This is a genomic window from Paraburkholderia bannensis, assembly GCF_014200455.1.
GTDB lineage: Bacteria > Pseudomonadota > Gammaproteobacteria > Burkholderiales > Burkholderiaceae > Paraburkholderia > Paraburkholderia bannensis_A.
The window spans coordinates 42,560-64,650 of the sequence record NZ_JACHBW010000024.1 but is presented as its reverse complement, the minus strand read 5'-3'; the positions used below and the strand labels follow the sequence as shown (position 1 = coordinate 64,650).

16 protein-coding genes are annotated in these 22,091 nt (G+C 64.4%); 10 read left to right on the top strand and 6 right to left on the bottom strand.

The genetic code is table 11. The features are described from left to right. Positions 1 to 22: 22 nt before the first annotated feature. The 3 genes from F4827_RS30100 to F4827_RS30090 all read left to right on the top strand — a co-directional run bounded on the left by F4827_RS30100 (position 23) and on the right by F4827_RS30090 (position 3,854). Positions 23 to 886 (top strand): HlyD family secretion protein, encoded by an 864-nt coding sequence (locus F4827_RS30100; protein ID WP_183731248.1) that lies wholly within the window; start codon positions 23 to 25, stop codon positions 884 to 886. 337 nt (positions 887 to 1,223) lie between these two features. Continuing rightward, positions 1,224 to 1,844 (top strand): hydrogenase maturation protease, encoded by a 621-nt coding sequence (locus F4827_RS30095; RefSeq protein WP_311674823.1) that lies wholly within the window; start codon positions 1,224 to 1,226, stop codon positions 1,842 to 1,844. A 117-nt stretch (positions 1,845 to 1,961) separates the two neighbouring features. Next, a complete protein-coding gene (locus tag F4827_RS30090; protein WP_409258873.1) occupies positions 1,962 to 3,854 on the top strand; it encodes a propionate--CoA ligase in 1,893 nt (630 codons plus the stop codon). Here F4827_RS30090 and F4827_RS30085 read toward each other — a convergent pair. Beyond that, the gene (locus tag F4827_RS30085) at positions 3,851 to 4,645 is read right to left on the bottom strand and encodes a 5'-methylthioadenosine/adenosylhomocysteine nucleosidase (protein WP_183731243.1); all 795 of its coding nucleotides are present in this window, start codon (positions 4,643 to 4,645) and stop codon (positions 3,851 to 3,853) included. The genes F4827_RS30090 and F4827_RS30085 overlap by 4 nt on opposite strands. 28 nt (positions 4,646 to 4,673) lie before the next feature. Further along, positions 4,674 to 7,067: a UvrD-helicase domain-containing protein gene (locus F4827_RS30080; protein WP_183731240.1), complete on the bottom strand. Its 2,394-nt coding sequence runs from the start codon at positions 7,065 to 7,067 to the stop codon at positions 4,674 to 4,676. Positions 7,068 to 7,250: 183 nt separating this feature from the next. Here F4827_RS30080 and F4827_RS30075 point away from each other — a divergent pair, with 183 nt between their 5' ends. Beyond that, positions 7,251 to 10,130 (top strand): valine--tRNA ligase, encoded by a 2,880-nt coding sequence (locus F4827_RS30075; RefSeq protein ID WP_183731237.1) that lies wholly within the window; start codon positions 7,251 to 7,253, stop codon positions 10,128 to 10,130. Between the two features lie 65 nt (positions 10,131 to 10,195). Then, positions 10,196 to 11,077, top strand: coding sequence for a UTP--glucose-1-phosphate uridylyltransferase GalU (galU, locus tag F4827_RS30070; RefSeq protein WP_167056491.1), 882 nt, complete (start codon positions 10,196 to 10,198; stop codon positions 11,075 to 11,077). Positions 11,078 to 11,155: 78 nt separating this feature from the next. On the opposite strand, the gene F4827_RS30065 is transcribed toward galU, so the two are convergent. From F4827_RS30065 to F4827_RS30050, 4 genes are all read right to left on the bottom strand, one after another. Beyond that, positions 11,156 to 11,383, bottom strand: coding sequence for a sulfurtransferase TusA family protein (locus F4827_RS30065; RefSeq protein ID WP_028208042.1), 228 nt, complete (start codon positions 11,381 to 11,383; stop codon positions 11,156 to 11,158). Between the two features lie 137 nt (positions 11,384 to 11,520). Beyond that, positions 11,521 to 12,576, bottom strand: a complete 1,056-nt coding sequence (locus tag F4827_RS30060; protein ID WP_183731233.1) for a Gfo/Idh/MocA family oxidoreductase — start codon at positions 12,574 to 12,576, stop codon at positions 11,521 to 11,523. 86 nt (positions 12,577 to 12,662) lie between these two features. Beyond that, positions 12,663 to 13,670 carry an inositol 2-dehydrogenase gene (gene iolG / locus F4827_RS30055; RefSeq protein ID WP_183731230.1) on the bottom strand — a complete coding sequence of 336 codons (1,008 nt, stop codon included), beginning with the start codon at positions 13,668 to 13,670 and terminating at the stop codon, positions 12,663 to 12,665. After that, positions 13,663 to 14,553 (bottom strand): MurR/RpiR family transcriptional regulator, encoded by an 891-nt coding sequence (locus F4827_RS30050; protein WP_183731227.1) that lies wholly within the window; start codon positions 14,551 to 14,553, stop codon positions 13,663 to 13,665. Before F4827_RS30050 ends, iolG begins: the two co-directional genes overlap by 8 nt. A gap of 257 nt (positions 14,554 to 14,810) precedes the next feature. Here F4827_RS30050 and F4827_RS30045 point away from each other — a divergent pair, with 257 nt between their 5' ends. The 5 genes from F4827_RS30045 (at position 14,811) to iolD (ending at position 22,079) form a co-directional block, all read left to right on the top strand. Beyond that, on the top strand, positions 14,811 to 15,884 hold the full coding sequence (locus tag F4827_RS30045; RefSeq protein WP_183731223.1) for a sugar ABC transporter substrate-binding protein: 1,074 nt from the start codon (positions 14,811 to 14,813) through the stop codon (positions 15,882 to 15,884). A gap of 172 nt (positions 15,885 to 16,056) precedes the next feature. Then, positions 16,057 to 17,226, top strand: coding sequence for an ABC transporter permease (locus F4827_RS30040; RefSeq protein ID WP_183731220.1), 1,170 nt, complete (start codon positions 16,057 to 16,059; stop codon positions 17,224 to 17,226). A gap of 13 nt (positions 17,227 to 17,239) precedes the next feature. Next, complete coding sequence (locus F4827_RS30035) at positions 17,240 to 18,061, top strand: ATP-binding cassette domain-containing protein (protein ID WP_183731217.1); 822 nt, start codon at positions 17,240 to 17,242, stop codon at positions 18,059 to 18,061. A gap of 23 nt (positions 18,062 to 18,084) precedes the next feature. Continuing rightward, positions 18,085 to 20,097 carry a 5-dehydro-2-deoxygluconokinase gene (gene iolC / locus F4827_RS30030; protein ID WP_409258872.1) on the top strand — a complete coding sequence of 671 codons (2,013 nt, stop codon included), beginning with the start codon at positions 18,085 to 18,087 and terminating at the stop codon, positions 20,095 to 20,097. After that, on the top strand, positions 20,094 to 22,079 hold the full coding sequence (gene iolD, locus F4827_RS30025; protein WP_183731211.1) for a 3D-(3,5/4)-trihydroxycyclohexane-1,2-dione acylhydrolase (decyclizing): 1,986 nt from the start codon (positions 20,094 to 20,096) through the stop codon (positions 22,077 to 22,079). The genes iolC and iolD overlap by 4 nt, the downstream gene beginning before the upstream one ends. Positions 22,080 to 22,091 lie beyond the last annotated feature (12 nt).

Here is a 22,091-nt window from a genome sequence, read left to right as displayed (position 1 = left end):
GGCGTTGAACCGGCTAAGAATCATGACTATCCGAAACATCATTGGCTTTATCGCGACGGCGATCATCTTCGTCGTCGCCATCCTGGTCGGCCGCGCGCTGTGGGTTCACTACATGGACGAGCCGTGGACGCGCGACGGCCGCGTGCGCGCCGAAGTGGTCAACATCGCCCCCGACGTCTCCGGCGCGGTGGTCGAGCTGCCCGTCAAGGACAATCAGTTCGTGCACAAGGGCGACCTGCTGATGCAGATCGACCCGTCTCACTACCAGATCGCCGTCGAGCAGGCCGAAGCCGCCGTGGCCGCGCGCAAGGCCGAACTCACCATGAAGCTCGACGACGCGCGCCGTCGCGCCGATATGGACAGCCTGGTGGTCTCGCAGGAAAACCGCGAAAACGCCTCGCACACCGCCAATTCGGCGCAGGCGCAATACCAGCAGGCGATCGCCGAGCTCGACGCCGCCAAACTCAACCTCGAACGCACACGTGTGATCGCGCCGGTGGACGGCTATATCACCAACCTGCAGGTGTTCAAGGGCGACTACGCGATCGCGGGCCAGGCGAAACTCGCCGTGGTCGACAGCCACTCGTTCTGGGTCTACGGCTACTTCGAGGAAACCAAGCTGCCGCACGTGCAGGTGGGCAACAAGGCCGATATCAAGCTGATGAGCGGCGGCACGCTCGAAGGCCACGTGGAAAGCATTTCGCGCGGTATTTACGACCGCGACAATCCGCAAAGCCGCGAACTGCTCGCCGATGTGAACCCGACGTTCAACTGGGTGCGCCTTGCGCAGCGCGTGCCGGTACGCATCCATATCGACAAGGTGCCGGACGGCATGATTCTCTCGGCGGGCACGACCTGCACGGTGGTGGTCAAACCGGGCGCGTAAGCGCGCCGGGCTCCGTCACGTCCCCCGAGCGAGCGCTGCACGGACAGCGGATCGGGATCGACCAGTGAGAGCGCCTGCGGGCGCTCTTTTTCTTTGTGCGCGCTCCGAAGGGAACGCAACGAGAACACTACGGGGACGCAGCGGGGACGCAACGTCCCTGACCTTGCTTTAAACCTTCGAGGCACATTTCAGGCATGTTCTGACAGACGATCGCGCAGACCTGCAAAATATGATCCCCCGTTCGGGCAAAACGGCCCGCGCCCTGATCCGGATCAACACAAAAATGGCTCACAGCTAAGACTATTCTGACTTAATTGTCCTTCTTCAAGTGAGCCGCGTGAGTTTTCTCTACGAGCACGTTCCCCAGGCCTTCGCACGCTACGTCATCGCGCCGACAGACTCTGGCGCGCGCATTCAGGCAGCGCCGCGCATCGTCGTGCTCGGCATCGGCAACGTGCAATGGGGCGACGCCGGTTTCGGCATGCGTGCGATCGAGCGCATGAAGGCCGGCTGGCAATGCGCGCCGCACGTCGACATGGTGGCGGGCGGCATCGAAGGCCGCGCGCTGCTGCCGCTGGTGGAAACGGCGCAGCGCATGATCGTTTTCAATGCCGCCGACTTCCACCGCGCGCCCGGCACGCTATGCGTGCGCGAAGACGACGAGGCCATCCGCTATCTGGGCACGCGTCCGTTCAACCTGCATCAGATGGACTTCGCCGACACCTTCGCCTGCGCACAGCTCAAGGGCAAATACCCGCGCGAACTGGTGCTGATCGGCGTCCAGCCGCTCGCCCTCGACGATTATGGCCAGGGCCTGCGCCCCGCGATAAGCGCCCAGCTCGATCCGGCCATTGCGCTCGCCTGCCGCTGGCTGCGGCGCTGGCACGCGCGCCCACGCCCGCGTCCGCCTGGCGAAAACCCGCTCGCGCGCGAAGACGGGCCGCCCGCGCCGGCCTGATACCGATAAGCGCATCCATCGCTGCTTGACGCGGCGCTACGCGGGTTCGCCCGCGTTGCCCGCCGCCGTTGCGCTGCACTATCCTCGACTCTCCGACAGCACGGGAGGATGGATGTCATGCGCTACCGCGACTTTCACCGCGAGTCGATCGAACACCCCGAAGACTTCTGGCGTCGCGAAGCCGCGCGCATCCATTGGGACACGCCGTTCGACGCCGTGCTCGACCGCTCGAATCCGCCGTTTGCGCGCTGGTTCACGGGCGGGCGCACCAATCTCTGCTTCAACGCTGTCGATCGCCATCTGGCGGCGCGCGCACAGCAGAACGCCCTCGTCTACGTCTCGACCGAAACCGGCATCGAGCGCCGCTACACCTACGCCGATCTGCACGCCGAAGTGAACCGCATGGCGGCCGTGATGGGCTCGCTGGGTGTCAAGCGCGGCGAGCGCGTGCTGATCTATCTGCCGATGATCCCCGAAGCCGTGTTCGCCATGCTGGCCTGCGCGCGGCTGGGGGCGATCCATTCGGTGGTGTTCGGCGGCTTCGCGGCACCGAGTCTCGCCGCGCGTATCGACGATGCGAAGCCCGTACTGCTGGTCGCCGCCGATGCGGGCGCACGCGGCGGCAAAGTGATCGACTACACGCCGCTGGTGGACGAAGCGATGGCGCGCGCGGAATTCGCGCCGCCCAAGGTGCTGCTGATCGACCGTCAGCTCGCGCCGCAGCGTTTCGATGCGCCCTATCTCGTGCACTACGAACCCTTGCGCGAGCAGTTCCACGACGCGCACGTGCCCTGCGAATGGCTCGAATCCAACGAGCCGTCCTACATCCTCTACACCTCGGGCACGACAGGCAAGCCCAAGGGCGTACAGCGCGACGTGGGCGGCTATGCGGTGGCGCTGGCGGCTTCGATGGAATATATCTTCGAGGGCCGCGCGGGCGACACGATGTTCACGGCTTCCGACATTGGCTGGGTGGTCGGGCACAGCTACATCATCTACGCCCCGCTGCTTGCGGGCATGACCACGGTGATGTACGAAGGCACGCCGGTGCGCCCCGATGGCGGCATCTGGTGGCGTCTGGTCGAGCAGCACAAGATCAACCTGATGTTCACCGCGCCCACGGCGATCCGCGTGCTCAAAAAGCAGGACCCGGGCCTGTTGCGCGCCGCCGATCTCTCCAGCCTGCGCACCCTGTTCCTCGCAGGCGAACCGCTCGACGAGCCCACCGCGACGTGGATCTCGGACGCGCTCGGCAAGCCCGTCGTCGATAACTACTGGCAGACCGAGACCGGCTGGCCGATGCTGGCGATCCAGCGCGGCGTGGAAGATCTGCCGCAGAAGCTCGGCTCGCCGGGCGTGCCCTGCTACGGCTACGACCTGGTGCTGCGCGACGAACAGACCGGCGAGCCCTGCGCGAGCGGCGCGAAAGGTGTGATCACGCTAAGTTACCCGCTGCCGCCGGGCTGCATGCAGACGGTCTGGGGCGACGACGCGCGCTTCGTGAAAACGTATTGGGAGAGCGTGCCCGGCCAGCAGGTCTATTCGACCTTCGACTGGGGCATTCAGGACGCAAACGGCTACGTGACGATCCTCGGGCGCACCGACGATGTCATCAACGTGGCGGGCCATCGGCTCGGCACCCGCGAGATCGAGGAAGCGATTTCCTCGCATGCCGCAGTCGCGGAAGTCGCCGTGGTGGGCGTAGACGACGCGGTGAAGGGGCAGGCCGCGCTGGCCTTCGTGGTACTGCGCGACGCTCAGGCCGCCGCCGATCCCAAAGCGGCCGACAAACTCGCCGCCGCGATCGCCGCGACCGTGGACCGCCAGCTTGGCGCCATCGGCCGCCCGGCGCGCGTGCATTTCGTGCCGATGCTGCCGAAGACGCGCTCCGGCAAGCTCTTGCGCCGCGCCATCGCCGCGCTCGCGGAAGGCCGCGAAGCAGGCGATCTGCCGACTATCGAGGATGCCGGCGCGTTGCAGGCGATTCGCGAGGCCGTCAGCAAGGCTTAGGCGCGCGCGCCGTAAGCGGCCAGGAACTGCCGCAGGATGCCGGTGGAATATGTGCCGGCGATATCGGTGAGGAACGACGAGAACGAGACGCTTGCGTGCTCGTCGGCGGTATCGGAGATCGTGCGCACCACGGCGCACGGCACGCCGTACTCGTAGCAGACCTGGGCGATCGCCGCGCCTTCCATTTCGACGGCCAGCGTGTCGGGCAAATCGGTACGCAGCGCGCTCACCGCCGCTGCGCTCGCCACGAACTGGTCGCCGCTGATGATCAGCCCGCGATGCACGCCCGGCAGCGCATGTTCGAGGCGCGGCAACGCACCCTTGAAATGCGCCGCCAGGGCCGCGCCCTCCTCGGCGACAAAGCGTTCGCAGGCTGCGGTCAAGGCATCCGTGAGCGTGCGATCGGCGTCGAAACGCGCACGGCCGAGCAGTGGAATCTCGTGACGCGGGAACAGCGGTTCTGCGTTCATGTCGTGCTGGAGCAGCGTTTCGCCGATCACCACATCGCCCACGTGGACGTTTTCGCCCACGCCGCCCGCCACGCCCGTAAAGACGATCGCCTCGACATCGAAGACGTGAATCAGCGCGCTGGCCGTCGCGGCCGCCGCCACCTTGCCCACACGCGCCAGCGTCACCACGCAGGGCACGCCATGCACCGTGCCGAGGTGATAGTCGCGCTGGCCAAACGTGCGCGTTTCTACGCCCGATTCGGCCTGCATGGCCGCGATCAGGTCGCCGAGTTCCTGCGGCAAGGCCGCGAGTACGCCAAGGCGGCGCGTGGTGCTATTCATGCTGTGAATCCCCGTTTTGTCCCGCGGCTCAGTCGACCGCCTGCAACTTCGCCACCGCCAGCGCGAGCCACTTTTCGCCGTGACGCTTGAAGCGCACCTGCGCCTTGGCGTCGGTGCCGCTGCCTTCGAGCGCCGTGATCTTGCCTTCGCCGAATTTGGTGTGGAACACGTCCTGCCCCACGCGGAAGCCCGCTTCGGCGGCGCGCTGCTCGTTGGCGAAATTCGGCAGCGGGGTTTTATCGGCGACATAGGCGTCGCGATCGCGCGAACTGCCGCTACCGCCGCCGCCCTTGCCACCATTACCGCCATTCCCACCGCGCGAGAACCAGTCGCGGCCCCAGCCGGCGTTATCGGCACGTCCGCCCCAACGCGCGCCCGCCTCAACCTTCGGCGTGAGCCACTTGAGCGTTTCCGCCGGCAATTCGTCGAAGAAGCGCGAACGCACGTTGTAACGCGTCTGGCCATGCAGCAGGCGGCTTTGCGCGAACGACAGGTAGAGCCGCTCCTTGGCGCGCGTGATCGCCACGTACATCAGACGGCGCTCTTCTTCGAGGCCATCGGTTTCCATCGCGCTGTTTTCGTGCGGGAACAGGCCTTCTTCCAGACCGGTGATGAACACCGCCGAAAATTCCAGCCCCTTGGCCGCGTGCACCGTCATCAGTTGCACGGCGTCCTGGCCCGCCTGCGCCTGGTTGTCGCCCGCTTCGAGCGAGGCGTGCGAGAGGAAGCCCGCGAGCGGCGTCATGACGTCGGGGTTTTGCGCCGGATCGGTGATGGCAGCGGCGTCGAGCACCTCGATCTCGCCGTCCTGCGAGACGATCTCGGGCGCCTTCGAGGCACCCGGACGCAGCGGAATCGAGCGCGCCGGCGTGTCCATGCCGTAGCCCTCTTCGCTCACGAAAGCGGTGGCCGCGGTCACGAGTTCCTGCAAGTTCTCCAGACGATCCTGGCCTTCGCGCTCGCCCTGATAGAACTCGGCCAGACCGCTCATGCGCACGGTGTATTCGACGGTTTCGGGCAGGCTCATCTGCGCGGTTTCGGCGCGCATTTTCGCGACCAGATTCGCGAACGAACCGAGCGTCGTACCCGCCTTGCCCGTGACGTAGGGAATCGCCGCCGCCATCGAACAGTTGTACAGACGCGCGGCGTCCGCCAGTTGCTCGATCGAACGCGCTCCAATGCCGCGCGCCGGGAAGTTCACCACGCGCGAGAACGCCGTATCGTCGTTCGGATTGTCGATCAGGCGCAGATACGCGAGCGCGTGCTTGACTTCCTGACGCTCGAAAAAGCGCAGACCGCCATACACCTTGTACGGAATACCGCCGTTGACGAGCGTGTGCTCGATCGTGCGCGACTGCGCATTGCTGCGATACAGAATGGCGATTTCATGCCGCGCGAGTCCTTGCGCGATCAGCGCGCGAATTTCCTCGACGATAAAACCGGCTTCCTGCGAATCGGTGGCGGCCTCGTAGACGCGCACGGGTTCGCCGTGGCCCGCGTCGGTGCGCAGGTTCTTGCCCAGACGCCGCGAATTATGCGAGATCAGGTGATTCGCGGTATCGAGAATATGACCATGCGAACGGTAGTTCTGCTCCAGCTTGATCATGTGTTTGACGCGGAATTCGGTCTCGAAATCGCGCATATTGCCGACGTTCGCGCCGCGGAACGCGTAGATCGACTGGTCGTCGTCGCCCACCGCGAAAATTGCGTTGCCCGGACCCGCCAGCAGCTTGAGCCAGGCGTACTGGAGCTTGTTGGTGTCCTGAAACTCGTCGACGAGGATGTCGCGAAAGCGCGCCTGATAATGCGCGCGCAGCGGCGGGTTGAAGGCGAGCAGTTCGTAGCAGCGCAGCAGCAGCTCGGCGAAATCGACCACGCCTTCGCGCTGGCACTGCTGGTCGTAGGCCTCGTACAGCTCGACGAACTTGCGGTTGAAGTTGTCGGTGACGTCGACGTCCTTCGGACGCAGCCCCTGCTCCTTCGCGTTGTTGATGAAGTACTGCAGGTTCTTCGCCGGATATTTTTCGTCGTCGACGTTCAGGCCCTTCATCAGGCGCTTGATCGCCGAAAGCTGGTCGGCGGTATCGAGAATCTGGAAGGTCTGCGGCAGGCCGGCGTCGCGGCAATGCGCGCGCAGCATGCGGTTGCACAGGCCGTGGAAGGTGCCGATCCACATGCCGCGCGTGTCGATGGGCATCATCGCCTGCAGACGCGCCGTCATTTCGCGCGCGGCCTTGTTCGTGAAGGTCACCGCGAGGATGGTCATGGGCGAGGCGAGGCCCTGCTGGATCAGCCACGCGATGCGCGTGATCAGCACGCGCGTCTTGCCGCTGCCGGCCCCGGCCAGAATGAGTGCCGGTTCGTTGGGCAACGTGACGGCGGCGTGTTGTTCGGGGTTCAGATTGGCGAGCAGTTCTGGCATGGGGCGGCGGAATTCAGATTAGAGCGTCATTATAAATGGCGACGGCCTCGCGGCTGACAAGGGCATGCGCGCCCGTATACAGGGCCGTACTAGCGGCGCGCACGGGGAATGCGCGCCGCGACACCCCTCGCTACCCCTTATAATCGAAGGTTTTACGCATCCTTTTTTCGGCAGATTCCACCCATGAGCGACAGCACGCTAGCGAAAAGCTTCGAGCCCCAGACCATCGAGGCCCATTGGGGCCCGGAATGGGAGCGTCGAGGCTACGCCGCCGCGACCTTCGAGCCCGGCCGCAAGAACTTCTCGATCCAGTTGCCGCCGCCCAACGTCACCGGCACGCTGCACATGGGCCATGCGTTCAACCAGACGATCATGGACGGCCTCGCGCGCTACCACCGCATGCTCGGCGAAAACACGCTGTGGGTGCCGGGTACCGACCACGCCGGCATCGCCACGCAGATCGTGGTGGAGCGCCAGCTCGACGCGCAGAAGATCTCGCGTCACGACCTGGGCCGCGAGAAGTTCGTCGAACGCGTGTGGGAGTGGAAGCAGCAGTCGGGTTCGACCATCACGCGCCAGGTGCGCCGTCTGGGCGCCTCGATCGACTGGTCGCGCGAATACTTCACGATGGACGACAAGATGTCGCGCGCCGTGCGCGACGTGTTCGTGCGCCTCTATGAACAGGGCCTGATCTATCGCGGCAAGCGTCTGGTGAACTGGGACCCGGTGCTGGGCACCGCCGTCTCGGACCTCGAAGTGGTAAGCGAAGAAGAAGCCGGCAATCTCTGGCATCTGCGCTACCCGCTCGCGGACGGCTCGGGCCATCTGACGGTGGCCACCACGCGCCCGGAAACCATGCTCGGCGACACCGCCGTGATGGTGCATCCGGAAGACGAGCGCTACGCGCATCTGATCGGCAAGATGGTCAAGCTGCCGCTGACGGACCGCGAAATCCCCATCATCGCCGACGAATACGTCGATCGCGAGTTCGGCACGGGCGTCGTCAAGGTCACGCCCGCGCACGATTTCAACGACTACGCGGTCGGCCAGCGCCACGGCCTGCCGATGATCGAGATCCTCACGCTCGACGCCAGGGTCAACGACAACGCGCCCGAAAAGTACCGCGGTCTGGACCGCTTCGAGGCGCGCAAGCAGGTGGTGGCGGACTTCGAAGCGATCGGCCTGCTGGATTCGGTGCAGCCGCACAAGCTGATGGTGCCGCGCGGCGACCGCACGGGCGTGGTGATCGAGCCGATGCTGACCGACCAGTGGTTCGTGGCGATGAGCAAGCCCGCGCCGCAAGGCACCTTCAACCCGGGCAAGTCGATCACCGAAACCTCGCTCGACGTGGTGCGCAACGGCCAGATCAAGTTCGTGCCGGAAAACTGGACCACCACGTATTACCAGTGGCTCGAAAACATCCAGGACTGGTGTATCTCGCGCCAGCTCTGGTGGGGCCACCAGATCCCGGCGTGGTACGGCGAAAGCGGCGAAATCTTCGTGGCGAAGAGCGAGGAAGAAGCACGCGCCAAGGCCGACGCCGCGGGCTACAGCGGCGCGCTCAAGCGCGACGAAGACGTGCTCGATACGTGGTTCTCGTCGGCGCTGGTGCCGTTCTCGTCGCTCGGCTGGCCCGAGAAGACGCCGGAACTTGAAGCGTTCCTGCCGTCGTCCGTGCTGGTGACGGGCTTCGACATCATCTTCTTCTGGGTCGCGCGCATGGTCATGATGACCACGCACTTCACCGGCAAGGTGCCGTTCGATACGGTCTACGTGCACGGTCTCGTGCGCGACGCCGAAGGCCAGAAGATGTCGAAGAGCAAGGGCAACACGCTCGACCCGATCGATATCGTCGACGGCATCGACCTGGAAACGCTGGTCGCCAAGCGCACCACGGGCCTGATGAACCCCAAGCAGGCCGCCACCATCGAAAAGAAGACGCGCAAGGAATTCCCGGACGGCATCCCCGCCTTCGGCACCGACGCGCTGCGCTTCACGATGGCGTCGATGGCCACGCTCGGCCGTAACGTCAACTTCGACCTCGCGCGCTGCGAAGGCTATCGCAACTTCTGCAACAAGCTCTGGAACGCCACGCGTTTCGTGCTGATGAACTGCGAAGGCCACGATTGCGGCTTCACCAAGCCGGGCGCTTCACAGCCTGGATGCCAGCCGGGCGATTGCGGCCCGGGCGGCTACCTGGACTTCTCGCAGGCCGACCGCTGGATCGTGTCGCTGCTCCAGCGCGTGGAAGCCGACGTCGCCAAGGGTTTTGCCGACTATCGCTTCGACAATGTGGCCAATGCCATTTACAAGTTCGTCTGGGATGAATACTGTGACTGGTATCTGGAACTGGCGAAGGTCCAGATCCAGAACGGTACGCCGGAGCAGCAGCGCGCCACGCGCCGCACACTGCTGCGCGTGCTGGAAACCGTCCTGCGCCTCGCGCACCCGGTGATTCCGTTCATCACCGAAGCGTTGTGGCAAAAGGTGGCGCCGCTGACCGACGCCTACCCCGCGGGCAAGACCGAAGGCGAAGCGTCGATCATGACGCAGCCCTACCCGGTCGCCGAACAGAAAAAGATCGACGAAGCCGCCGAGCAGTGGGCCAACGACCTGAAGGCCGTGATCGACGCGTGCCGCAACCTGCGCGGCGAGATGAATCTCTCGCCCGCAACGAAGGTGCCGCTGCTGGTCACGGGCAACGCCGAACGCCTTGCCTCGTTCGCGCCCTATGCAAAGGCGCTGGCGAAACTGTCGGAAGTGCAGGTCATCGCCGACGAAGCGGCGCTCGACGCGGCCTCGGCAGGCGCGCCGGTTGCTATCGTAGGGACGGACAAGCTCGTGCTGAAGGTCGAAATCGACGTGGCAGCCGAGCGCGAACGCCTCTCGAAGGAAATCGCGCGATTGTCGAATGAAGTGACGAAGTGCAATGCAAAGCTGGGAAATGACAGTTTTGTAGCAAAAGCGCCGCCTGCTGTGGTTGAACAAGAGCAGAAACGACTGGCAGAATTTCAGGCAACGCTGGGCAAGCTCACCGCGCAACTCGCGCGGCTGCCTGCCTGAATCGGCTAAGGTGAGGTCTGGCGGCGCGCGCGGCGCCCGACCCCAAGAGGACCAGGACAACAGACATGCTAAAAGTTACCAAAGCGGTATTCCCGGTGGCGGGCCTCGGCACGCGCTTCCTTCCGGCAACGAAGGCCAGCCCGAAGGAAATGCTGCCGGTCGTCGACAAGCCGCTGATCCAGTACGCGGTGGAAGAGGCCGTGGCCGCAGGCATCACGGAGATGATTTTCGTGACGGGCCGCAGCAAGCGCGCGATCGAGGACCATTTCGACAAGTCCTATGAGATCGAAGCGGAACTCGAAGCACGCGGCAAGGCCAAGCTGCTCGAACTGGTGCGCAACATCAAGCCGAACAACGTGGACTGCTTCTACGTGCGCCAGCCGGAAGCGCTGGGCCTGGGCCACGCGGTCCTTTGCGCGGAGAAGCTGGTGGGCGACAACCCGTTCGCCGTGATCCTCGCGGACGACCTGCTGTACGGCACGCCGCCCGTGATGAAACAGATGGTCGAGGTGTTCGACCACTACCATAGCTCGGTGCTCGGCGTGGAAGAGATTCCGCCCTCGGAAACGCGCTCGTACGGCATCGTAGACGGCAAGGAGTGGGAAGACTCGATCGTCAAGCTTTCGGGCATCGTCGAAAAGCCGGCGCCGGAAGTTGCGCCCTCGAATCTCGGCGTGGTGGGCCGCTATGTGCTCAAACCCCGTATTTTCGACCACCTGCGCGCGCTCAAGCCGGGCGCGGGCGGCGAACTGCAGCTCACGGACGCGATCCAGTCGCTGCTCGCCGATGAACAGGTGCTGGCGTACAAGTATCACGGCACGCGTTTCGACTGCGGCAGCAAGCTCGGCTACCTGAAGGCGACGGTGGAGTTCGCGCTGCGTCACCCGGAAGTCGCCGACGACTTCCAGGAATACCTGCGCACGCGCAACCCGGTGCTGGAAGGCTAAGCATCGGTTTTTACCTGCTGGAAGGAAAAAGCCCGCAATCTCGCGATTGCGGGCTTTTTTTCTGTTCTGTGCGCGGCTTTAGCGGCGGCGCATCAGAAAAACGAACGTCTTGTCCTGCTGGCTGCTCTCGACGATCTCGTTGCCGGTCTGCTTCGCGAACGCGGCGAAGTCGCGCTGCGAGCCGGGATCGGTGGCGAGAACCTTGAGTATCTGGCCGCTTTCCATATCGGCCAGCGCCTTCTTGGCGCGCAGGATCGGCAGCGGGCAGTTCAGCCCGCGCGCATCCACTTCCTTGTGAACCTGAATCTGCATCGGGGTTGGATCCTTCGGTGGCGCGCCACGGCGTGCGGTGAAGTTCCGTCACGTTGTTTGGCGCTGTGCGTCTGCTCAGTGCGTCAGATAAACCCGATTTTACCGCAGGCGCGCCCCGACCCGCTCTGGCCTCAGAGCGTCACTGCCTGCCCCGTCTGCAACGATTGCCGCAAGGCATAGCCGATCCGCGTCGCTTCGAGCGCATCCTCCAGGCTCGCGCCCTGCCCCGCGTCCCCGGCGGCGCCATCGAGCCGGGCGCGCACCGCCGCGACGAAAGCCTGCGCCTCGATCAGGAACGCCTCCTCGAATCGCTCGAAGAAAGTCGGCGTGCATTCGCTGCGTACGCCATGGGCGTCGTAGATCTCCACGCGATTCATGCGCGGCACCCGGCCGATGGCGAGCGCGCCCGCCGTGCCGATCACCTCGCTCGACGCGTCGTTGCCATGCGCCATGGTGCGCGAGGCGTAGAACATCGCCAGCTTGCCGCCTTCGAATTCGCAGATCGCCACGCCGTTATCGACATCGCCGGATTCGCGCAGTCCTTCGTGCAGCGCCACCGCGCCCGCCGCAAATACGCGCGTGGCGCGCGGCTTGCCCAGCAGCCAGCGCGCCACGTCGATATCGTGCACCGTGCAGTCGAGAAAGATGCCGCCCGACGTGGGCGCGAAACGCACGAAAAAACCATCGGGGTCGTTGAGATCGCAGTTTTGCGAGCGCACCAGGAACGGCCGGCCGATTTTGCCCTCGCGCACCTTTTCGAAGGCGTCGTGATAGCTCGGATCGAAACGGCGCATGAAGCCGATCGTCACTTGCTGGGCGGGGAAACGGCGCGATTCTTCGACCACGCGCTGGCATTCGGCCACATCGAGCGAAAGCGGCTTTTCGCAGAACACGTGCTTGCCCGCGTGCAAGGCATCGACGATCTGTTGCGCATGCAACGACGACGGCGTCACCAGCCAGACGGCGTCGAGCGTATCGTCCGCGAGCAGTTGGGCGTAGTCGTTATAGAGTTGCGTTTCTGGCAGCGCCGAGCGCGCCCACGTCAGATCGTCTTCGAGCGGGCTGCACGCCGCCGCCAGCGTTGCACCGGGCACACGGTACGCCAGATTCTGCGCGTGCCGCCGCCCCAGCCTGCCGAGCCCCACCACGCCCACCCGCAATGGCCGGGCACGATCGCTTGATTGCATGGTCCGTCTCCTTCGTATTCGATTCGGAATCCTGCATACATGACGAGCGCCGCTCCAAAAAAGAGCGACGCTCAATCCATTTCGATTCAACCGCCCAGCTTCACCACCCGACCTTCGCGCCACGACAAGGCTGCGGCTTCGGCCAGTTCCAGCGCCTTCAGGCCGTCAGCGACACTCGTGCGCACCGGTACGCCCTGCGTCACAGCCTCATGGAAATGGGCCATTTCACGCGCATAGGCCGCGCGATAACGCTCCAGGAAAAACGCTTCCGGCACGTCCTGGGCCACGGCGGTCTTCGACCACGCCACCACTTCGGTCGGCTTCATATTGCCGGCCTGCAGCATGCCTTCGCTGCCAAGAATCTCGAAACGCTGATCGTAACCATAAGCCGCGCGCCGCGCCGTGTTGATCTGGCAAAGGCGTCCGCGTTTCGTGCGGATCGTCACGGCGGTGGAATCGATATCGCCCGCATCGGCAATCGCCGGATCGGACAGGCAACTGCCGGTCGCATGCACGCTTTCGGCTTCATCGTCGAGAATCCAGCGGAAGATGTCGAAGTCGTGAATCAGCATGTCCTTGAAGATGCCGCCCGAATGCTTGATGTAATCGACCGGCGGCGCGCCCGGATCGCGGCTCGTCACGATCAGCATTTCCGGCGTGCCGATTTCGCCCGCATCCAGGCGCGTCTTGAGCGCGGCAAAGGTGGGATCGTAGCGGCGCTGGAAGCCGATCATCGCCACCACGCCCGCGCGTTCGACCGCCTCGGCGCATGCGCGCGCGCGGTCAATCGCCAGATCGACGGGCTTTTCGCAGAAGATATGCTTGCCTGCCGCCGCCGACTTCAAAATCAGTTCGGAATGCGTATCGGTTGACGAGCAGATCACCGTGGCGTCGATGCCGGCATCGCCGAACGCGCTGTCGATATCGCTCACCTGCGCGCCGTGCTGCGCGGCAAGCGCGGCAGCCGCCTCGCGGTTCACGTCGATCACGTACTTCAGACGCACGCCGGGCTGGTGCGCGAGATTCGCCGCGTGAATGCGGCCAATGCGGCCCGCGCCAAAAACCGCGACGTTCAGCGTCTTTCCATCAGTCATCGTATCCTCCAGGGTCGGTCGATTCTTCTACGTTGAGTTCGAGCCGGTACGCGAGCGCCACGAACAGCGCCTGGCACAGACAGAACGTGCTGGTCAGCGAGCGGAACGCAAACGCGCTCCCCTCCTTCACATAGAGTTGCGCATCGGCGTGACGCGCCAGTGGCGAGAGCTGGCTGTCGGTAATCACCAGCGTTTTCGCCTGATGCTGCTGCGCCGTGCGCAGGCAGTACTGCGTCTCCTTGCCGTAGGGCGCGAAGCTGATCGCCACCACCACGTCGCCCTTCTTCACGCTGCGAATCTGCTCGTGATACATGCCACCCAGGCCCGAGACCAGATGCACGCGCTTGCGCGTGTGCTGCAACGCATAGACGATGTAGCTCGCCACCGGGAACGAGCGGCGCACGCCGATCACGTAAATGTTGTCGGCGTGTTCGAGCATCTGCACGGCGGCGTCGAATTGCGCGTCGTCGAGGCCCGCTTCCAGTTCGTCCAGCCCGCTGCGGCACGCGCCGATGAATTCGCGCGCCACCGTGCCGCCCAGTTCCGGGCTGGCCTCGCCGTCCTTTGCGTCGATCAACTGGCGAATGCGCTGCTGGTAACTCGTGGCCGACACGCCCTGCCCCGCATACGCCTGGCGAAACACCGCCTGCAGATCGGAAAAACCCGAAAAGCCGAAGCGCTGCGCAAAGCGCACCACCGCCGACGGATGCACGCCGCAACTCGCGGCGATGTCGCTGGTTCGGTCCATCATCACGCTCGCGCGGTTCTGCTCGATATACGTTGCGATGCTTTTGAGCTGCCGCGGCAACGCTTCGTACTCGTGTGCGATGCGCTGCATCAATTCGTCTACGCCTGCTACAGCGTCGCTGGTTTCATCCGCCATGATCGTTTTCCCTGCATTTTTCCCTGCCATTTGCCGCACTGCCGCAAACCCTTGCTGGGCGGGCCTTCGGGCGAAGGCTAACGGAGCCGATTATAGGCAGCGCGAGATTGGATTGGAACAGATTTTCCATTTTTATTTGCAATGAAATTTCTGTTGCAAGCGTTCTGACGATCGCCTAATCTTGTCGATGAGCGCCGGAGAATTCGCTCACGGGGCTCACCCCAAAAACGAACGACAGACCGAGAAAGGTGGAGACAATGACGCAACGCAAGGGCAAGACCATGCTCCGAAGGCTGGCTGCGGCAATCACGCTGGCAGCGGGCTTCACTGGCTTGAGCGCCGGCTTGAGCGTAATGGCCACACAAACGGCGCAGGCCGCCGACGCCCACTTCGTCCTCATTAGCCACGCGCCGGATTCGGACTCGTGGTGGAACGTGATCAAGAACGCCATCAAGCAGGCCGACGAAGACTTCAACGTCGAAACCGATTACCGCAATCCGCCCAACGGCGACATCGCCGACATGGCGCGTCTGATCGAACAGGCAGCCGCGCGCAACTACGACGGCGTCATCACCACCATCGCCGATTTCGACGTACTCAAGAGCTCGATCGGCAAGGTCACGGCCAAGAAGATCCCGCTCGTCACCATCAATTCGGGCACCGAGGAACAGAGCGAGCAACTCGGCGCGATCATGCACGTAGGCCAGCCCGAATACGTGGCGGGCCACGCGGCCGGCGAAAAGGCCAAGGCCGCAGGCGTGAAGTCGTTCCTGTGCGTGAACCACATCGCCACCAATACGGTGTCGTTCGATCGCTGCCGGGGTTTCGCGGACGCCATCGGCGTGGACTACAAGAGCTCGACGATCGACTCGGGCCAGGACCCGACGGAAATCCAGTCGAAGGTGAGCGCCTTCCTGCGTAATCACCCGAACACCGGCGCGATTCTCACGCTCGGCCCGGTGCCGGCGGCAGCCACGCTCAAGGCGGTCCAGCAGATGGGCCTAGCGGGCAAGATCTACTTCTGCACCTTCGACTTCTCGGATGAAATCGCCAAGGCGATTCGCGCCGGCACGATCCAGTTCGCCATCGACCAGCAGCCCTACCTGCAAGGCTATATCCCGGTGGCCGTGCTGGCGATCGTGAAGAAGGATCACACCACCGATCCCGCGAAGATCCGCCAGATCCTCGAAGCGAATCCCAAGTTCAAGCAGCGCCTCGACACCTATGGCCTGCAACCGTCCTACGGCCCGAAGAACATCCGCTCGGGTCCCGGCTTCATCACCAAAGAGAATCTGGACAAGGTCGTGAAGTACGCGGGTCAGTACCGCTGATCTAGCGGTTCTTATTGTCAGTCACGCGCGGCGGCGCAAACCTGCTTCGCCTCAAACCTGCAAAGCCGCGCGTCTAATTACCGGTTCCTGTCATTACGCACAGTTCCGGGGTTGCTATGCATGGGACCAGAGTCAGCGCTAAAGCGCCAACTCTGGTCGACAAGGAGACATCATGGGTGTAGCCGGCAAACACTTTCCCTCGCACGCACCGGACGGCAGCGACGCCGCCACGCCGCCCGCCTCGAACGCCGCGGCCGCAGGCGACGAACGCGTGCGCAAAGAATCGTGGTTCGGTCATCTGCTTGGCCGTCCCGAATTCGCCGCGATTTCGGGAACCGTACTCGTGTTCGCCGTGTTCGCGATTGGCGCAGGCGGGTCCGGGATGTTCGACCTCGACGGCGTCATGAACTGGTCTCAAGTGGCCGCTTATTTAGGCATCCTTTCCGTTGGCGCGTGTCTGTTGATGATTGCCGGCGAGTTCGATCTTTCCATCGGTTCGATGATCGGCTTCGCGGGCATGATGGTCGCCATTCCCACCATGTATTTCCACTGGCCTATTGCGCTGTCGATCCTGTTCGCCTTCGTGGGCTGCACCGCCCTTGGCGCGCTCAACGGCTATCTCGTGATGCGCACGCGGCTGCCCTCGTTCATCGTCACGCTGGCGTTCCTGTTCATCCTGCGCGGCCTCACGCTTGCGCTCTCGATCATGTTCGCCGACCGCACCATCGTCTCGGGCGTGGGCGACGTCGCCAAAGCCGACTTCATCACCAACCTGCTTTTTCACGGCACCGCATTCAAGGGCCTGTTCGTGGGGCTCGCGCATATCGGCATCGGCAAGATGCTCGATAACGGCCAGCCGCTCGTGCCGGGCATTCCGAAGGTGATTCTGTGGTGGATCGCGCTCGTCATCATCGGCGCATTCACGCTGGCGAAAACGCGCTACGGCAACTGGATCTTCGCCGTGGGCGGCGACGCGAACGCCGCCAAGAACGTGGGCGTGCCGGTCAAGCGCGTCAAGATTTCGCTCTTCATGCTGACGGCGTTCTGCTCGTGCCTGTTCGCGGTGCTGCAGGTGTGCGATATCGGCTCGGCCGCTGCAGACCGTGGCCTGCAGAAGGAATTCGAAGCGATCATCGCCGCGGTGATTGGCGGCTCGCTGCTCACGGGCGGCTATGGATCGGTGATCGGGGCTGCGTTTGGCGCACTGATCTTCGGCGTGGTGCAGATCGGCATCACCTACACGAACATCGATTCGGACTGGTTCCGCGTGTTCCTCGGCGGCATGCTGCTGGTCGCCGTGCTGTTCAACCACTATGTGCGCCGCCGCGTCGCGCAATCGTAAGCCGGAGGCCAACATGTCGGACACCACTCAAACGGTTCAAACGTCTGCCAACGCAGACTATATTCTCGCGCTCGACAACGTCAGCAAGCACTTCGGCAAAGTGATCGCGCTCAACGGCGTGACGCTGAAACTACGCCGCGGCGAAGTGCACTGCCTGCTGGGCGACAACGGCGCGGGCAAGTCCACGCTCATCAAGACGCTCGCCGGCGTCCATGCGCCCACCACCGGCGAGTACTATGTCGATGGCAAACCGGTGCGTTTCGAATCGCCCAAGGACGCACTCGATCTGGGCATCGCGACGGTGTATCAGGATCTCGCGCTGGTGCCGCTGCTGTCGGTGGCGCGCAACTTCTTCATGGGCCGCGAGCCGCAAAAGAAGCTGTTCGGCTTCATCAATGTGATGGATCTCGATGCGAGCGCAACCATCGCCCGCGATCGCCTCGCCGAAATGGGCATCCATGTGCGCGATCCGCATCAGGCCATCGGCACGATGTCGGGCGGCGAGCGCCAGTGTCTGGCGATTGCGCGGGCGATCCACTTTGGCGCGCGGGTACTGATTCTGGACGAGCCGACCGCCGCGCTCGGCGTCAAGCAAAGTTTCAACGTGCTCAAGCTGATTCATGCGGCGCGCGCCAAAGGCATTTCGGTGATCTTCATCACCCACAACGTCCATCACGCGTATCCGATCGGCGATTCCTTCACGCTGCTCAATCGCGGCCGCTCGCTTGGCACCTACACGAAGGACACGATCACCAAGAACGAAGTCCTCGACATGATGGCGGGCGGCGCGGAAATGCAGAAGATGATCGCCGAACTCGACGGCGCCACCATCTGATACCGAATTCATCAGGAATGCACATGACAAGCTCTGTCACGAACCCGTCGTCACGCTTCGCTACCGGACGCAGCCGCGATATCGTCTGCCTGGGGCGCCTTGGCGTCGATCTTTACGCACAGCAGGTGGGCGCGCGGCTTGAGGATGTGTCCACGTTCTCGAAATATCTGGGCGGCTCGTCGGCGAACATCGCGTTTGGCTGCGCGCGTCTCGGGCTGAAATCGGCCATGCTCACGCGCGTCGGCGACGATCATATGGGCCGTTTCCTCACCGAAACACTGGCAAAGGAAGGCTGCGATACCAGCCACATTCGCATCGATCACGACCGCCTCACCGCGCTCGTGCTGCTGGGCATCAAGGACCGCGACACCTTCCCGCTGATCTTCTATCGCGAGAATTGCGCCGATATGGCCGTCGATCCGGCCGATTTCGACGAAGCGTTCATTGCCTCGTCGAAGGCTCTGCTGATCACCGGCACGCACTTCTCCACCGAACACGTCAACCGCACCAGCCTCAAGGCGCTGGAATACGCGCGCCGCAACAACGTGCGCACGGTGCTGGATATCGACTACCGTCCGGTGCTGTGGGGCCTCACCGGCAAGGCCGATGGCGAAACCCGCTTCGTTGCCAGCGCCGGGGTGAGCGAACATATCCAGCGCATCCTGCCGCAGTTCGATCTGGTGATCGGCACCGAGGAAGAATTCCGCATCGCGGGCGGCCAGGACGATCTGGTCGCGGCGCTCAAGCGTGTGCGCGAGCTCACCGCCGCGACGCTGCTGGTCAAGCGCGGGCCGCTTGGCTGCCAGATCGTCGAAGGCGCGGTGCCCGCCTCGCTCGACGATCTGCCGATGCAGCGCGGCGTCGAAGTGGACGTGCTCAATGTGCTGGGCGCGGGCGACGCGTTCGCCTCGGGCTTCCTTTCGGGCTGGCTGCGCGATGCGCCGCTGGAAGATTGCGCGCGCTCGGCCAACGCCTGCGGCGCGCTGGTGGTCTCGCGCCACGGCTGCGCGCCCGCCATGCCCACGCCCGCCGAACTCGATTATTTCTTGCGCGAAGCGCAGGCGGACCCGGTACGTATGCGCCGCCCGGATCGCGACGCGACGCTCGCGCGCCTGCACCGCGTCACGCCCGCGCGCAAGCAATACGATGAAGTGCTCGGTTTCGCCTTCGATCATCGCAACCAGTTCTTCGATCTCGCACAGCAGACCGGCGCGAGTGAAACGCGCATCTCCTACCTGAAAAACCTGTTCGTCGAAGCCGTTGCGCAAACCGAAAGCGCACTCGGCCTGCAGGGCAAGATCGGCGTGCTGATCGACGACCGTTACGGCCAGGACGCGCTCAATGCGGCGACCGGGCGCGACTGGTGGATCGGCCGTCCGGTGGAGTTGCCCGGTTCGGTGCCGCTGGTATTCGATCATGGCCGCTCGATTGGCACGACGCTTGCCGCCTGGCCCATCGGCCACACGGTCAAGTGCCTCGTGCAGTTCCATCCCGATGAACCCATCGAGCAACGCCTCGAACAGGAAGCACAATTGCGCGCGCTCTACGACGCCGTGCAGGCGAGCGGCCACGAACTGCTGCTCGAAGTGATTCCGCCAAAGCTCAACGGCAAGCCGAACGCGCCCGACACGATCTATCGCGCCCTCAAGCGGCTCTACAACATCGGCCTCTATCCCGAGTGGTGGAAGCTCGAACCGGTGGACGCGGCGCAGTGGTGCGAGATCGACGCGCTGATCGCCGAACGCGATCCGCATTGTCGCGGCGTCGTCCTGCTGGGCCTGTCCGCGCCGATGGAGCAGCTAATGGGCGGTTTCGCCGCTGCCGCCGCGTCGCACACCTGCCGGGGCTTCACGGTCGGCCGCACGATCTTCTACGAGCCAAGCCTCGCGTGGCTCAAGGGCGAAATCGACGACAAGGAAGTGATCGCCCGCGTGCGGCACGCATTCGAGACGCTGATCGCGGCGTGGCGCGCGGCGCGCAGTCAGACTCGGGCGCAGCCGCACGGCCACATCGCACATGAGGAGAAAGCGGCATGAATCAACGCATCGCTCCTATCGCCGGTGCGGCTCACGAACACGCGCAGGAACAGACGCCCGGCGCGACCGTGCGTCTGACCGCGGCGCAAGCGCTGGTGCGCTATCTGGCGGCGCAGCGCGTGGCCTGCGAGGATGGCTCGGGCCGCACCGAGCCGCTGTTCGGCGGCGTGTTCGCGATCTTCGGGCACGGCAACGTGGCGGGCCTCGGCGAAGCGCTCTACCAGTATCGCCATGAATTGCCGACGCTGCGCGCGCACAACGAGCAAGCCATGGCGCACAGCGCGATCGCCTACGCGAAGGCGCATTTCCGCCGTCGCATGATGGCGGTCACCACCTCCATCGGACCTGGCGCGACGAATCTCGTCACCGCGGCCGCGCTCGCCCACGTGAACCGTCTGCCGGTCCTGCTGCTGCCCGGCGATATCTTCGTGTCGCGCGAGCCGGACCCCGTACTCCAGCAGATCGAAGATCTTCAGGATGGCGGACTATCCGCCAACGACGCGCTCAAGCCGGTTTCGCGCTATTTCGACCGCATCGTCCATCCGGCGCAACTGCTCAACGCCTTGCCCCGCGCGCTGCGCGTGCTCACCGACGCGGCGCTGTGCGGCCCCGTCACGCTGGCGCTGCCGCAGGACGTGCAGACGATGGCCTGGGACTATCCGGCGAGCTTCTTCACGCCTCGCCTCGTCACCTTCCACGCCCCCGCGCCAGTGCAAACCGAAATCGACGCAGCCGTTACGCAACTGCTGCGCGCGAAGCGTCCGCTGATCGTCGCGGGCGGCGGCGTGCTGTATTCGCGCGCCGCGCCACAATTGCAGGCCTTTGCGGCCTCGCATGGCATTCCCGTGGTGGAAACACAGGCCGGCAAAGGCTCGCTTGCGTGGGACGATCCGCTCAATGCGGGCGCCGTCGGCGTGACGGGATCGCCCGCCGCCAATTCACTCGCCAGCGAAGCCGATTGCGTGCTCGCCGTGGGCACGCGTTTGCAGGATTTCACCACCGGCTCGAATTCGCTGTTCGCGAATGCGCGCATGGTCAGCATCAACGCCAACGGCTTCGATACGCTCAAGCTCAACAGCGTAGCCGTGCAAGCCGATGCGAAGCTCGCGCTCGCCGCGCTCGACGAAGCGCTCGTCAACTGGCGCGCCGAAGGCGGCTGGAGCGCCAACGCGCTGCATCGGGCCAACGACTGGCGCACCACCGTGGAGCGGCTCACGCACGCGCCGCAAGAACGTCACTGCCTGCCGTACGATGCCGATGTGATCGGCGCGGTGCAACGCTCGTCCAGCCATTCGGATACCGAAGATATCGTCGTGTGCGCGGCCGGCACCCTGCCCGCCGAGTTGCACAAGCTCTGGCGCGCGGGCCAGCCCGGCGCGTATCACGTCGAATACGGCTACTCGTGCATGGGCTACGAGATCGCCGGAGGCCTGGGCGCGAAGCTTGCGCGACCCGAACGCGAAGTGATCGTGATGGTCGGCGACGGCAGCTATCTGATGATGAACAGCGAGATCGCTACTTCGGTGATGCTCGGTGCGAAGCTCATCATCGTGGTGCTCGACAATCGCGGCTACGGCTGCATCAACCGGCTGCAACAGGCCTGCGGCAGCGCACCCTTCAACAATCTTTTCGACGATTGCGCGCAAGGGCCGCTGGGCGCGCCGCGCATCGATTTCGCCTCGCACGCGCGCTCGCTGGGCGCACAGGCCGAGCATGTCGCCAACGTCGCGGAACTCGAAGCAGCGCTGCAACGCGCCCGCGCGGCCGCGCGCACCTACCTCATCAGCATCGACACCGATCCTGCCCGCACGACCGAGGACGGCGGCTGGTGGTGGGAAGTGGCGGTGCCCGAGGTCTCGCCGCGCGCCGCCGTGCGCGAGGCGCGCGAACGCTATGACGACAAGCTCGCCGAACGCGGCGGCCGCGCGCCGAAAGCCATTGAGCGCGACGACGCCAACGACGACTCCACATCCAACGCATGACGAGATTCGAGG